The 13,144-nt window shown below is 69.3% G+C and carries 17 protein-coding genes and 1 riboswitch; of the genes, 11 read left to right on the top strand and 6 right to left on the bottom strand.

Annotation, left to right across the window (positions count from 1 at the left end; all coding sequences use genetic code 11):
* A partial coding sequence (locus tag ACFVJS_RS20090) for a GTP-binding protein (RefSeq protein ID WP_378883944.1) occupies positions 1-308 on the bottom strand: 308 nt, incomplete at its 3' end.
* A riboswitch (glycine riboswitch) is annotated at positions 280-375 on the top strand. (Overlaps the previous gene by 29 nt.)
* A 157-nt stretch (positions 376-532) precedes the next feature.
* On the opposite strand from ACFVJS_RS20090, the gene gcvT reads away from it, so the two are divergent.
* The 7 genes from gcvT to ACFVJS_RS20055 all read left to right on the top strand — a co-directional run bounded on the left by gcvT (position 533) and on the right by ACFVJS_RS20055 (position 7,202).
* Positions 533-1,651: a glycine cleavage system aminomethyltransferase GcvT gene (gene gcvT, locus ACFVJS_RS20085; RefSeq protein WP_378883942.1), complete on the top strand. Its 1,119-nt coding sequence runs from the start codon at positions 533-535 to the stop codon at positions 1,649-1,651.
* An 8-nt stretch (positions 1,652-1,659) separates the two neighbouring features.
* Entirely contained in the window at positions 1,660-2,031 is a 372-nt protein-coding gene (gcvH, locus tag ACFVJS_RS20080; RefSeq protein WP_378883940.1) for a glycine cleavage system protein GcvH, read from the top strand.
* Positions 2,032-2,037: 6 nt separating this feature from the next.
* Positions 2,038-3,480, top strand: a complete 1,443-nt coding sequence (locus ACFVJS_RS20075) for an L-serine ammonia-lyase (RefSeq protein WP_378883938.1) — start codon at positions 2,038-2,040, stop codon at positions 3,478-3,480.
* A gap of 68 nt (positions 3,481-3,548) precedes the next feature.
* Positions 3,549-4,517 carry an SDR family NAD(P)-dependent oxidoreductase gene (locus ACFVJS_RS20070; RefSeq protein WP_378883936.1) on the top strand — a complete coding sequence of 323 codons (969 nt, stop codon included), beginning with the start codon at positions 3,549-3,551 and terminating at the stop codon, positions 4,515-4,517.
* Positions 4,514-4,948: an SRPBCC family protein gene (locus ACFVJS_RS20065; protein ID WP_378883934.1), complete on the top strand. Its 435-nt coding sequence runs from the start codon at positions 4,514-4,516 to the stop codon at positions 4,946-4,948. Before ACFVJS_RS20070 ends, ACFVJS_RS20065 begins: the two co-directional genes overlap by 4 nt.
* Positions 4,945-6,552, top strand: a complete 1,608-nt coding sequence (locus ACFVJS_RS20060) for a phytoene desaturase family protein (protein WP_378883931.1) — start codon at positions 4,945-4,947, stop codon at positions 6,550-6,552. Before ACFVJS_RS20065 ends, ACFVJS_RS20060 begins: the two co-directional genes overlap by 4 nt.
* A gap of 26 nt (positions 6,553-6,578) precedes the next feature.
* On the top strand, positions 6,579-7,202 hold the full coding sequence (locus ACFVJS_RS20055) for a hypothetical protein (protein WP_378883929.1): 624 nt from the start codon (positions 6,579-6,581) through the stop codon (positions 7,200-7,202).
* On the opposite strand, the gene ACFVJS_RS20050 is transcribed toward ACFVJS_RS20055, so the two are convergent.
* The gene (locus tag ACFVJS_RS20050; protein ID WP_378883926.1) at positions 7,170-7,655 is read right to left on the bottom strand and encodes an FBP domain-containing protein; all 486 of its coding nucleotides are present in this window, start codon (positions 7,653-7,655) and stop codon (positions 7,170-7,172) included. The two genes, ACFVJS_RS20055 and ACFVJS_RS20050, sit on opposite strands and share 33 nt — an antisense overlap.
* Before the next feature lie 59 nt (positions 7,656-7,714).
* On the opposite strand from ACFVJS_RS20050, the gene ACFVJS_RS20045 reads away from it, so the two are divergent.
* The gene (locus tag ACFVJS_RS20045) at positions 7,715-8,326 is read left to right on the top strand and encodes a WHG domain-containing protein (protein WP_378883924.1); all 612 of its coding nucleotides are present in this window, start codon (positions 7,715-7,717) and stop codon (positions 8,324-8,326) included.
* Positions 8,327-8,338: 12 nt separating this feature from the next.
* Here the strand turns inward: ACFVJS_RS20045 and ACFVJS_RS20040 are convergent, their stop codons facing one another.
* Positions 8,339-8,788, bottom strand: coding sequence for a MarR family winged helix-turn-helix transcriptional regulator (locus ACFVJS_RS20040; RefSeq protein WP_378883922.1), 450 nt, complete (start codon positions 8,786-8,788; stop codon positions 8,339-8,341).
* Between the two features lie 136 nt (positions 8,789-8,924).
* On the opposite strand from ACFVJS_RS20040, the gene ACFVJS_RS20035 reads away from it, so the two are divergent.
* Both ACFVJS_RS20035 and ACFVJS_RS20030 read left to right on the top strand, forming a co-directional pair.
* The gene (locus ACFVJS_RS20035) at positions 8,925-9,803 is read left to right on the top strand and encodes an SDR family NAD(P)-dependent oxidoreductase (protein ID WP_378883919.1); all 879 of its coding nucleotides are present in this window, start codon (positions 8,925-8,927) and stop codon (positions 9,801-9,803) included.
* A 60-nt stretch (positions 9,804-9,863) separates the two neighbouring features.
* The gene (locus tag ACFVJS_RS20030) at positions 9,864-10,244 is read left to right on the top strand and encodes a nuclear transport factor 2 family protein (protein ID WP_378883916.1); all 381 of its coding nucleotides are present in this window, start codon (positions 9,864-9,866) and stop codon (positions 10,242-10,244) included.
* Between the two features lie 173 nt (positions 10,245-10,417).
* Here the strand turns inward: ACFVJS_RS20030 and ACFVJS_RS20025 are convergent, their stop codons facing one another.
* From ACFVJS_RS20025 to ACFVJS_RS20015, 3 genes are all read right to left on the bottom strand, one after another.
* Positions 10,418-10,561: a hypothetical protein gene (locus tag ACFVJS_RS20025; protein ID WP_378883914.1), complete on the bottom strand. Its 144-nt coding sequence runs from the start codon at positions 10,559-10,561 to the stop codon at positions 10,418-10,420.
* A gap of 187 nt (positions 10,562-10,748) precedes the next feature.
* Complete coding sequence (locus tag ACFVJS_RS20020) at positions 10,749-10,877, bottom strand: hypothetical protein (RefSeq protein ID WP_378883911.1); 129 nt, start codon at positions 10,875-10,877, stop codon at positions 10,749-10,751.
* A gap of 21 nt (positions 10,878-10,898) precedes the next feature.
* On the bottom strand, positions 10,899-12,008 hold the full coding sequence (locus tag ACFVJS_RS20015; RefSeq protein ID WP_378883908.1) for a hypothetical protein: 1,110 nt from the start codon (positions 12,006-12,008) through the stop codon (positions 10,899-10,901).
* Between the two features lie 141 nt (positions 12,009-12,149).
* Between ACFVJS_RS20015 and ACFVJS_RS20010 the strand changes: the two genes are divergently transcribed.
* A partial coding sequence (locus ACFVJS_RS20010; protein WP_378883906.1) for a hypothetical protein occupies positions 12,150-13,144 on the top strand: 995 nt, incomplete at its 3' end.

The following is a 13,144-nucleotide window of genomic DNA, read 5'->3' as shown; positions in this document are numbered from 1 at the left end:
GCGTCGACGTTGATGTCCCCGAAGTCGTTGACGACCACGCCCACCCGGGCGCCGGGCTGGCGCAGCAGATGGTTGAGCAGCGTGGTCTTCCCGGACCCGAGATGGCCGGTGAGGATGACCACGGGAACGCGGGTGCTGGCGGTGGTCGGTGGCACCGAGCCATCGTAGAACCGGTGAGAACAGTTCCCGTTAGCGGGTCTCGGGTCGGCCGCGGGGCCCGCATCTTGACGGCCGGGGTGGCCAGACCTAGGTTTGCCGCACAACTTCACATCCGCCGTTCGAACTGCAGCGGGAGAGTCCTCGTCCATCCCGGACGAGGCGCCGAAGGAGCAAACCTCCCCAGAATCTCTCAGGCCCCATGACCGCTGTGGTGAGGCGACCTCTGGAAAGTCAGGATCCGACGGTCCTGCACCCACGGTGCAAACCGCCCCCGTCGGGCGGTGAAGCTCTCAGGTAGCGATGACAGAGCGGGGAGGTCACCCGTCCACGGGTGCCGCTTTGGGCACCCACCACCAGGGAGCCTCCCGCACACATGAGCTCATCCGTCCCTACCCCTCTGCATCAGATCCACCAGGCGCTCGGCGCCTCGTTCACCGACTTCGCCGGCTGGGACATGCCGGTCCGCTACGGCTCGGAGACCGCCGAGCACCACGCGGTACGTACCGCCGCGGGGCTCTTCGACCTGTCCCACATGGGCGAGATCGAGGTGACCGGCCCGGAGGCCGGGCGAGCGCTCGACCATGCCCTGGTCGGCCGCCCGTCGGCGATCGGCATCGGCCGCGCCCGCTACTCGATGATCTGCGCCGAGGACGGCGGCATCATCGACGACCTCGTCGTCTATCGGCTCGAGCAGGAGCGCTACCTGGTCGTCGCCAACGCCAGCAACGTCCACGCGGTCGCCCCGGCGCTGGCCGAGCGCTCCCAGGGGTTCGACGCCGCGGTCCACGACGCCTCCGCGGAGTGGGCGCTGATCGCGGTCCAGGGCCCCGCCTCGGCGGCGATCGTCGCGGCCCTGACCGACCTCGACGTCCCCTCCCTCCGTTACTACGCCATCGACGCCGGCACCATCGCCGGGGCCGAGGTCCTGCTCGCCCGCACCGGCTACACCGGCGAGGACGGGTTCGAGATCTACTGCGCACCCTCGGCCGCCGTCGCGGTCTGGGAGGCTCTCACTGAAGCCGGTACGCCGCACGGGCTGCAGCCCGCCGGACTCGCCTGCCGCGACACCCTCCGGCTCGAGGCGGGCATGCCGCTCTACCGCAACGAGCTGAACCGCGAGACGACGCCCTTCGAGGCCGGCCTCGGCCGGGTCGTCTCCTTCGACAAGCCCGACGGCTTCGTGGGCGATGCCGCCCTGGCCGTACGCCGGGACCTTGGCCCGCGCAGCGTGCTCGTCGGCCTGGTGGCCGCCGGGCGCCGGTCCCCGCGGGCCGGCTACGCCGTCGTCGACCCGGCCACCGGCGACGAGATCGGCGTCGTCACCAGCGGGTCGCCCTCACCGACCCTCGGGCATCCGATCGCGATGGCGTACGTCCGGCCCGACCTCGCCACCGCCGGCACCAAGGTCCACGTCGACGTACGCGGCAGCCGCGAGGACGCCGAGATCGTCGACCTTCCCTTCTACTCCAAGCCCTTCCGATCCAAGAATTGAGCATCGCCATGACCAACCCGACCCACCTGTCCTACACCGCCGAGCACGAGTGGCTCGAGACCCGCGGCGACGTCGCCCGGATCGGTGTCACCGCCTTCGCCACCGAGGCGCTGGGCGACATCGTCTTCGTCGAGCTGCCCGAGGTGGGCACCAAGATCACCGGAGGAGAGAGCTGCGGTGAGCTGGAGTCGACGAAGTCGGTCAGCGACATCTTCGCGCCGGCCGACGGCGAGATCCTGGAGGTCAACGCCGCCGTCGTCGAGGACCCGGCGCTGATCAACAGCGACCCGTTCGGCGCCGGCTGGCTCTTCGAGATGCGCGTCTCGGGCACCCCCGAGCTGCTCGACGCCGCGGCCTACGACGCCCTGATCGAGGAGTGAACCGACGTGACCGCTGACGTCAGCGGATCCACGGTCGTCGCGACGGCACTGAGCGCCTTCGACCTGTACTCGATCGGCATCGGCCCGTCGTCCTCGCACACCGTCGGGCCCATGCGCGCCGCGAAGACCTTCGTCGACGGCCTCGTCGCCGACGGGTTGCTGGGCGAGGTGGCGCGGGTGAAGGCCGAGCTGTTCGGTTCGCTCGGCGCGACCGGGCACGGACACGGCTCGGAAGGTGCGGTGCTGCTCGGCCTCGAGGGCGAGGAGCCGGCGACGGTGGACACGAGGGCGTCGTCCGGGCGGGTGGCAGCCATCCGTGAGTCAGGGGAGCTGTCGCTCGGCGGTCACCGCCCGATCCGCTTCGACAGCGTCACCGACCTGGTCATGCACCGCCGCGCCAGCCTGCCGGGCCACCCCAACGGCATGGTGTTCACGGCGTACGCCGCCGCGGGGGAGGTGCTGCGCGAGCGCACCTACTACTCCGTCGGCGGCGGCTTCGTGGTCGACGAGCACGCCTCGGGCGCCGCGCGGGTCGTCCCCGACCGCTCGCCCGTACGCTTCCCGTTCGCCACCGGTGCCGAGCTGCTCGACACTTGTGAGCGTGAGGGATTTCGGGTCTCCGACCTGATGCTGGCCAACGAGCTGACCTGGCGTACGCAGGAGGAGATCCGTGCCGGTCTCCTGGAGATCTGGCGGGTGATGGCAGCCTGCGTGCAGGCCGGCTGCGACCGTGATCCGGTCAGCGACGGCGTACTTCCTGGTGGTCTGCGGGTCCCGCGCCGGGCGCCGCTGCTCTACCGCGACCTGGCCTCCGGGGCCGGTGCCCAGGACCCCTTCCGGGTCATGGACTGGGTCAACCTCTTCGCCCTGGCGGTCAACGAGGAGAACGCCTCGGGCGGCCGGGTCGTCACCGCCCCCACCAACGGCGCGGCCGGCATCGTGCCCGCCGTCCTGCACTACTGGGTACGTTTCGTGGCACCCGAGGCCGGGTTGGACGAGGCCGCGATCGAGGACGGCATCGTCCGGTTCCTGCTCACCGCGGCCGCGATCGGCATCCTCTGCAAGACGAACGCCTCGATCTCCGGCGCCGAGGTCGGCTGCCAGGGCGAGGTCGGCTCCGCCTGCGCGATGGCCGCCGGTGCGCTGTGCGAGGTGCTGGGCGGAACCCCGGAGCAGGTCGAGAACGCCGCCGAGATCGGCATCGAGCACAACCTCGGCCTCACCTGCGACCCGGTCGGTGGCCTGGTGCAGATCCCGTGCATCGAGCGCAACGCCATCGCCAGCGTGAAGGCGATCAACGCCGCTCGCCTCGCTCTCAACGGCGACGGCTCCCACAAGGTCAGCCTCGACAAGGCGTTGAAGACGATGCGCGAGACCGGCGCCGACATGAAGGTGAAGTACAAGGAGACCTCCCGCGGCGGCCTCGCCGTCAACGTCATCGAGTGCTGAGCCGGACGGCTGCGTCGGCGCAGAGCGTCGTCGCATGAAGTCGTCGTCCACGGGTACCACGTCGGAGTATGGCGACCACCCTTGTCACCGGAGCGTCCAGCGGGATCGGTCTGGCTGTCGCGCGCCTCGCCGCCACCCGCGGCGACCACCTCGTCCTGGTCGCCCGGGGTCGTGAGCCGCTGGACGCCGCTGCTCGTGGGTGTGTGCGGTTGGGCGCCGCATCGACCATGGTGGTGCCGCTCGACGTGGGAGACGACGATGCGGTGCGGGAGTGTGTCGGGGCGGTGCTCGAGCGACACGGGCAGGTCGACACGGTCGTCCACTGCGCGGGCGTGGTTGCGCTGGGTCGCACGGAGTCCCTGCCGTCCGAGCTCTTCGAGGGTGTGCTGCGTACCAACCTCCTCGGCTCGGTCAACGTGGCCCGTCATGTGGTGCCCGTGCTGCGCAGTCAGGGCAGCGGGACGCTGGTCCTGGTCGGCTCGGTGCTCGGCCACATCACGGCGCCCTCGATGAGCCCGTACGTCATCAGCAAGTGGGGCGTACGCGCGTTGGCCTATCAGCTGCGCCTGGAGAACCGCGACCGACCTGACGTCGCGATCGTGTACGTCGCGCCCGCGGGCGTGGACACCCCGATCTATCGCCATGCCGCGAGTGTCATCGGTCATGAGGGTCGGCCTCCGCCTCCGGTCTCGAGCCCCCAACGGACAGCCCGACAGATCCTGCGCCGGGTCGACCGCGGCCGTGGCAGGCCACAGCTGAGCGTGGCCGGCGAGGTGATACGGCTGGGGCATGCGGTTCCCCTCCTCCACGACCGGGTGGTCGCGCCGATCCTCGGCTTCCTGCTCACCGACCTGACCCGCCCCGTGGACCCACATCCGGGCAACGTCTTGACCAGCATGAGAGGCGAGAACGCCATGCGCGGCGGCCGCGGGAACGCCGCCCTGGGAGTCGTCCGCAACCTGGCCGTCCGCATAACGCGCCGGGGGAGGGGTACCGCTAGGTCCAGTGACCCCGAGCCGCCGAGGACGTCTCCATGAGCACAAATCACAGGCTGGTCCACGCAACACCCGAGCAGGTGTGGGACGTCCTTTCGGACGGTTGGCTCTACCCGCTCTGGGTGGTCGGCGCGTCTCGACTGCGTGATGCCGACAAGGACTGGCCGAACGTCGGCGCTCAGCTCCACCACTCCGTCGGCGTCTGGCCGCTGCTGCTCGACGACAGCACCGAGGTGCTCGAGTGCGATCCCGGGAGCAGGCTGTTGCTCCGTGCGCGCGGTTGGCCCGTAGGCGCCGCGCACGTCGAGATCACGGTGGAGCCGGCAGGCGAGGACACCGAGATCGCGATCCGAGAGCAGGCCGTCGCCGGCCCGGGCGCTCTGATCCCACGGCTGGTGCAGGATCCGCTTCTCACGTGGCGAAACGTGGAGGCTCTCCGGCGCTTGGCCTTCATCGTCGAACGCCGCCCATGAGTGATGCGTCCTACGACGCGGTCGTCGTCGGGTCCGGACCCAACGGCCTGGTCGCGGCCAACCTGCTCGTCGACAAGGGCTGGTCGGTGCTGGTGCTCGAGGCCCAGCCCACCACAGGCGGGGCGGTCCGCAGCTCCGAGGACGTCCACCCGGGCTTCGTCCACGACACCTTCAGCGCGTTCTATCCGCTCGCGGCGGCATCGCCCACCATTCGCGGTCTCCGCCTCGACGAGTACGGGCTGCGATGGAGGCATGCCCCCGCTGTCCTGGGTCACCCCCTGCAGGACGGCAGCTGGGCGCTGCTGCACCGCGACCGACGCGTCACCGCAGAGCTGCTCGATGCCCAGCACGCCGGCGACGGTGACGCATGGTTGGAGCTGTGCGGCCTCTGGGACCACCTCGGTGAACCCCTCGTACACGCTCTGCTGACCCCGTTCCCGCCCTTGCGGCCGGGGGCTCACCTGCTCAACGCCCTGCGTCGTGCAGGAGGCCTGGCGGCCGTGCGTACGCTGCTCACCCCGGCCGGAGACCTCGCCCGCAACCGCTTCGGGGGCGAAGGTGCGCGTCTGCTCCTGGCCGGCAACGCCGGGCATGCCGACATCCCGTTGGACTCGCCGGGCTCCGGCATGATGGGGCTCCTGCTCGCCATGCTGGGCCAGACCGTCGGCTTTCCTGTCCCGGAGGGCGGTGCCGGCATGCTCGCCGCCGCGCTGGAGCGCCGCTTCCGTAAGCATGGTGGCGACGTACGCTGCGGTGCCGAGGTCACCCGCCTCGGTGTCGAGGACGGACGCGTCACCGAGGTACGCACCCGTGAGGGCGACCGGATCAAGGTCGGCCGTGCCGTGATCGCCGCCGTCGCGGCGCCCCATCTGTACGGTCGGCTGCTCGACCCCGCAGACGTGCCGCGACGTGTCGCCGCCGGCATGGCGAGCTTCCAGCTGGACCCCGGCACGGTCAAGGTCGACTGGGCCCTGAACAAGCCCATCCCATGGCTCACCGAACCCGCGTACGCGCCCGGCACCTTCCACGTCGCCGACTCGGTGGAGCAGATGAGCCAGTCCTTGTCTCAGGTGTATACCGGCGTCATCCCCGACGCTCCGTTCCTCCTGGCAGGCCAGATGACCACCACCGACCCGACCCGCTCGCCGGCCGGTACGGAGTCGGTGTGGGCCTACACCCACGTGCCGCAGACGGTGCGGCGCGATGCGGGACCTGACGGGCTGCGCGGGCGATGGGACGAGGGCGAGTGCGAACGCTTCGCCGACCGCATGCAGGCACGCATCGAGCGCCTGGCGCCCGGCTTCGGCAGCACGATCGCCGCACGACGCGTACTCGGTCCTCATGAGTTCGAAGCCCTCGACGCCAACCTCATCGGCGGAGCGATCGGCGGCGGCACGTCCCAGCTCCACCAACAGCTGGTCTTTCGACCGGTCCCCGGCATGGGGCGGGCGGAGACCGGTGTCACCGGACTGTTCCTCGGGTCCGCCTCCGCCCACCCCGGCGGAGGCGTGCACGGCGCAGCCGGCAGCAACGCGGCCCGTGCCGCCATCCTGCACGACCGCTTTCGATGGGGCCGTCCCTCCTCAGGAAGGCGAACCGCGTGAATCCAGTCGATGTTGTAGGCCGTGTGTTGCAGACCGCTACTGGCGTACTCGCCCATCTGCGACCAGCCGACAAGCCGCTGCACCCGCACGGCACGGTGCACCTGGCCGTGCTGCGGCGGCACCCGGGAGCCACCACGGGCGCGGCGTTCCTCGACGAAGGCGGGTCGGACGAGGTGGTGGTACGGCTCTCCCGCGCGGTGGGCCTGCCGGAGCCGGTGCCCGACATCAACGGGCTTGCGGTTCGCGTTCCCACGTCGGGTGGCGAACACGCCGACCTCCTGCTCGCCACCACAGGTCACGGTCGATGGACCCGTTTCCTGCTGGCTCCCAGGACGCGTCTGCCCGACGGCTTCTTCAACACGCTGCTCCCGTACCGCACGCCCACCGGTCCGGTCTGGCTCGGAGCGCAGCTCGTCGACGAGGCCACGTGGCAGCTGATGTGGACACGGTCCGGGACGGACTGGACGTCGTTCGCGACCCTCGAGCTGATCGTCGAGTCCGACCGCGACCCGATGCTCTCCTTCGACCCCACCCGCTCGACCCCACCCGGCCTCGAGATCTACGGATGGCACCGCCGGCTACGAGCGCGCGCCTATGCGACGGCGCGGCGGTCGCGATCACGCGGGTCGGAGGACCCTCGCCACGAATGAGTCGAGATTGCCGAGCAGCCGGTCGACCTTCTGCTCGACGGTGAGGGTCTCGTAGACGACTGGGGTGTCGAGCTTGCGCTTGTTGCGTGCCTTGAGGGAGCAGTCGAGGTCGGCGCAGATGTAGGTGCCGACCGAGTTGCCGTCCTGCCCGGAGCGCCCCGCGCGCGAGGCGACCAGCAGCGCGACGTCGCCGACCGTCGTGCACAGCGCGCACATCGTCTTCCGCTGGCCCCGCGTCTCGCGTGAAGCCCGGAGAGCGACCCCGCAGAGCCTGCCGTCGTGCTCGGCGACGAGGTAGTGGTTCTGCGGTGCCTTCGGGTCCTGCCAGCCGAGGTAGTCGAGGTCGTCCCACGGCCGTTCGGCCAGGTCAGCGGGGAGATTGAGGCGCTTGGTCGCACCCCTGGTGAGGTTGACGAACGATGCACGTACGTCGGTCTCGGTCAGCGGCTTCATGCTCATCAGGCTAGGATTTCCTACAACTGTTAGGCAACTCGTTATTCGGGAGAATGTTGATGGGTCGTCCAGGGCTGAACCGGGCCGCCGTGATCGCGGCCGCCGCCGACCTCGCCGACGAGCTTGGCTTCGACGCCGTCACGATCTCCGTCCTCGCCCGCCACCTCGGCGTCAGGTCGCCGACCCTCTACTCCCACGTCACCGGAGCAACCGACCTCCGCACCGCCGTCACTGCGTACGTCCTCGACGAGCTCGCCGACGCCACCAGCGCCGCCCTGTCTGCGGGGGAGTCCCGCGACCTCCTCGTCGCCTACGCCGACGCCATCCGCGACTTCGCCCGCCGCTCGCCCGGCCGCTACGACGCCACCACCCGCCAACGCATCCCGCCTCCGCTGGAGGCCGAGTCAGCCCCGCCCTCTACGGACGACGCCATCACCGCCGGCCGCCGCAACGCCGCCATTGCCCTGGCCGTGGTCCGCAGCTACGGAGTGGTCGAGACCAGCGAGACGTACGCCGTCCGCCTGATGTCCAGCCTCATCCACGGCTACATCACCCTCGAGCTCGCCGGGACCTTCGCCCACAGCGAGCCGCCGAGCGAGGCCACCTGGCCCGAGGTCATCGAGGACCTGGACCGCACCCTCGCCCGGCTTGCTGGGTCGCCGCGCACGTAGCGACTCGGCGCATCAGGTGTTCGAGTCGTCCGACGGCTGCTGCGGTCGATTGAACCGGTGGAGCAGTGACACGAGCGCGGCCAGATCCGCCTCGGGCCAACCTTCGACGCGCTGCTCCAGCTCGCCCTGGCGCAGCGCGAGGGCTCGTTCGACCTGACTGCGCCCGGTCGGCGTCAACGAGACGAGCATGGAGCGCCCGTCCTCCGGCGTACGGCTGCTCTGTGTCAGGTCGAGGGACGCCATCCGTTTGAGCAGCGCGCTGGTCGAGCTCCGGTCCATCGCCACCGCCTCGGCCACGTCGCTCGGCTTGGCTGGCCCATAGGCGTAGAGCCAGCGGGCGATGTGGAAGGCGGCCGGTCGCAGGTCCTCGTGGAACGCGGCGGCGGAGCGCTCGGTGAGTGCCCGGGACGCACCGAGGAGCGCGTTGATCTCGAGGCCGAGCTGCCTGGTGGCGGGATTCACGCAGTCTCCTAAGTAGTGGGTATATGTCCACTAGCACCTATAGTGATGGGTATATTCCCACTATATCGGTCGCGAGGCCGAGGAGGTGCGTCATGGTCGACAAGCGTTTCGAATACGTCTCCGCCGGCGGTGCCGCATGACGGCGACAGCGCCGACGATCGTCATCACCGGGGCCACGAGCGGCCTCGGAGCTCTGGCCGCGGCATCGCTCGCCGCCGAGGGTGCTCGGTTGATCTTGGTGGCGCGGAGCGCGCAGCGCGCCGAGCAGGCGATCTCGTCGTTGCGCGAGTCGGTGCCCGTCGAGGCCGAGGCGGTTCTGGCCGACCTCGCGCGACCCGGCGACGTGCGCAGAGCGGGGGAGGAGATCCGATCACGACACGAACGCATCGACGTACTGATCAACAACGCGGGCCTGCACGCCTTCGAGCCGCGGTTGACCGTCGACGGGCTCCCGGAGATGGTGGCCGTCAACTACCTCGCACCGTTCGTACTGACCCGCGAGCTCCTGCCGTCACTCCTGCGGTCACCTGCCGGCCGCGTGGTGAACGTCGCCTCCGAAGCATCACGCAGGCACGGAGACTTTCGCATCCCGGAGGTCCTGACGGACACCAGCCCGTTCACGGCCCGAGGATCTTCGGAGCGCTACGGGCAGAGCAAGCTGCTCGACATCATGTTCACCTTGGCTCTCGCCCGTCGCCTCGCCGACACGACCGTGACCGCCAACTGCGTGGATCCGGGCTTCAACGTCACCGGTCTCGGCCGAGAGCTTCCCTTCGCTGCCGGCCTCGAGCGAATCCTCCGAACCCTGCGCATCGGCGACCCTTCAGGCGGCGCGGGCCTCATCGTCGAGCTCGCCACCGATGCGCGCTACGCCGGACGAACCGGGCTGTACGTGACCGAGAAGGGCCGACGTGAGCTCACTCCCGCTGCCCCAGCCGCCGACCCTGCCGCTCAGGACGAGCTCTGGCGCTCCACCGAGCACCTGCTCGCGGGGCTCGTGGAGAGGCCGGCTTGATGGATGGTCAGCGGGCGTAGAGCCGCGAGGCGGTCGGAACGTTGCCGCTAGGGTCGCTCCATGGTGACTCGGTTGCACGCCTACATTGATGCTTGGCGACGCCATGACATCGACGGCGTGCTGGCCACGTTGACCGATGACTGCGTCGTGATCGAGTCATACGGACCGGTGTACCGGGGCCGGCGACGGGTGGAAAAGTGGATGCACACGTGGTTCGAGGCCGGGGGCCGTGTCGACGCGTGGGACATCAGGACGCATGCCGCCGCTGGTGAGATCCAGATGGCCGAGTGGAGCTTCGAGTGCACATGGCGAGGCCAGGCCGGCAGGTTTGAGGGATCCTCCATCGCGAGACTCCAGGATGATCGGATTGCCTACCTACGCGAGTACGCCACTACAGCCCCGCTTTACGACTGGACCGGGGCGTGGCGGGAACCGCAATGAGGTGCCCTGCACTCTGTTGTGTGGATCCGGGAATCGGACGCGCGCGTCGAGCATGCGCCGACGCGCATCGGACACCGAAGGACCAAGGAATGCCACCTCAGAGCTAGTCGGCACGCCGCGGTGCTGTCCGAAAGCGTCATTGTGGGTGGTGTGGGGCGGATTGATGATCCCCGTTATCCGGGCGCTCGACCCCAGGTGATGGCGGTGCGTACGGCCGGATCGAGGGCGTCCGCGAGGGCGGTGCCCGGGCGTGCGCCGAGAGCGCTGTTGATGCTCGAGAAGGCGGTGCGCGGCCCCGCGTAGATGGTCAGGGCCACGATCTGCGTTCCTTAAACCCCGAGTCGCGCAGACGCTGGCTGTCTTCCGGTGTGCTGGTGCCGGGGCAGCGGCCACGGTGCGTGCCTAAGAGGACAGCGCCTGTTCGCGCTCGCTGAACGGTTCATCGTCTGCGGTTAGCGCGGCGATCGCGGTCTGTGGGTCGGTCCAGTCGGTCAGTCGTTTGCCTCAAGCAACGGCGCAGTAGGCGTCACCGACTACCGCTGCCTGGGCGATCACGATCATGGCTTTGTCGCGGGGTGTCAGGCCCGCCGCGTCTGCCGTGGCGTCGAACAGCCGCATCAACTGTTCCTTCATCTCCGGCTGGTGTGCAGAGGTTCAGTCGAACTCGGCAGGTGTGAACATCTCGGGCGTGACCCACGCTTCGAAGAGAGGTATGCCGTCCCAGACTCCACCACGGGCGATCGCGATGACCGCGTGAGGTCGGTCGAAGGAGACCTGTACGTGGCGGATCTTGCGCTCGACGTAGCCGGGCCTCGCGGAGCCGGACATCCATGCCATCGCTGTCACCGCTGCCGCCTCGAAGCCGTTCTGGTCGTACGCAGCGGTCGCGTTCTGGGCGCATTTGAACTCTATGCCACCGGTCTGATCGGGCAGTCTGGCGGAGATGCCTTCGGCGATCGACGTGACGCCTGGCGCGGCGTCCAGTTCGTGGGAGGCATCCGCGTTCCACGCTGGTAGGCGCGTAGTGAAGACGACCGAGTTCGGCTCGGGTGCATCGTGCGGAGCGTACTCGCGCCGCTCGCGCTTGACCGTCCATGCATGGCCGTCGGCGAGGTCTTCCGGATGAGTCGAATGAGTCGCCTCGCCCGAGGCGTACTGCTCGATGACCTCGGCCACCACTACCCAGACGTCGTCGGCAGGCACGTCCGGGGCGGCGATGACCGAGAAGACGTCGACGCCGTCGCGGCTGGCGGGACGGGCCACGGCGACCGGGCCGGCCGAGGTCTCGACGATGGCCTGAAGGCTGTTTCGAAGTACGAGGTGACCGTCCTCGATTGTGAGCGGTTCGGTCCACTCCGGCGTCGTGACCAGGGCGGTGGCGAGCAGCAGCATGGTGTCGTCATCGACGGTCACCGGCATCGTCTTGATGAGCCCGCGGGTGTGCTCCGCCGCCCAGGCGTTAAGCGTCTTCTGATCCGGCAGCGGCTCGACATCCACCGGCAGCGACGTCGTCGGCACGACCCAGTCGGCCAGCCATGCCCCAAGTGCTGCGGCGACGGTCGGATGTGGCTCGGTGATGAGCTTCTCGGCGACGGCACGCGCCTCCTCCGGAGGAAGGCCGAGTGCTCCGGTGATTGCGTCGGCATCGGCCGCGGGAGAGACGAGAGCCAGCAGGAGCCAGAGCCCGGCGTACGAGATCACCGGGGCCTCCGCAGTGCCGAGCTGCGTTCGGGCACGGTCGGCGTACCGCCAGATTTCTTGCACGACCGGGAGAATAGCCACGTTCTGCGAGCGTGTGGCGGCGTCGCGCAGATCAACGGTCCGCTCTGCGTTGCTCGGGGCGGCGTTGATGAGGCTGGCGAAACTGGATGGCAGGCGTAGTCCAGGATCAGCGAGGATCAGCCCATGTCCCTGACTCCGCTCGAAGCCTACGATCTCGCGGTCGCGCTTTCGCGCGCGGTCGTCGACGGCGTCGGAGACCGTGATGAACTGCAGGCCACGCTGACGACTCTGTCCGGCAGGGAGTGGGTCGTGCTGGACCAGGCGGCGCGGACCTTTCGCTATCAGCACGAGACGCCGGTCTCCGGCATTCGAGGCTGGCTCGATGAGCGCTTGAACGAACCCGATGGATTCGTCGCGACAGTCACGAGCATGCATGCGGATGGACGGTTCAGGGAGAGGGCGGCGCGAGCGCTTCGCGGGGTAGGCGGACCACTGGCGATCACGGCACTCGCCGTACGCCTCGTCGATCATGTGCCACAGGTTCGCCAGGCTGCGGCGGAGTCTCTGCAGCACGCCAACCTGGCAGAGCATCTAGAGCGCGTGATGGACGTCGTTCTGGCCGGACGCGACCGGCGCTTTGGGCCCTACGCGGTCGAGATCGTCGAGTCGAAGTTGCGAGCCGAGGTCGGTCGGGAGGCGTTCGTGGAGGCGATGATGAGGTCGCCTCTGCGACGGGTCAGGCGACGGGGCGTTGAGTTGGCGCATCGAAGCGGCCTGCTGTCGGGTGAGCGGTTGCATGAGATCGCACGCACCGAGACGGATCAGCTGATCCTGGCCTGGTGCGCCGACTGGTTGCTGGCATCTCGGGATGCCAGAGGTCTCGCCGGTCTGCTGGATTCTCGTTCTGCGACGATCCGCCAGGTAGCCGTGCTGGCCGTCGAGGACGGCGTGCTGCCTGATGAACGTCTGCTGGCGCTGGCCGTGGACCGTGTCCCGCGCGTACGCGACTCTGCTCGTTTCCGCGCCCGCAAGCGGGGCCTCGACGTCGCCGGCTGGTATCGAGCACAGCTTCCCCGAGGCCTTCCGGGCAGGACGGAGGCCGCCGTCTTGGACGGGCTCCTTGCGGTCGGGGACGCGACAGACCTGTCGAGTTTCGTTGAAGCTCTGAGCAGTTCACG

It is taken from the genome of Nocardioides sp. NPDC057772 (assembly GCF_042798075.1).
GTDB lineage: Bacteria > Actinomycetota > Actinomycetes > Propionibacteriales > Nocardioidaceae > Nocardioides.
Note: the sequence above shows the minus strand (reverse complement) of the source record. Positions and strands in the feature narration are given on the sequence as shown.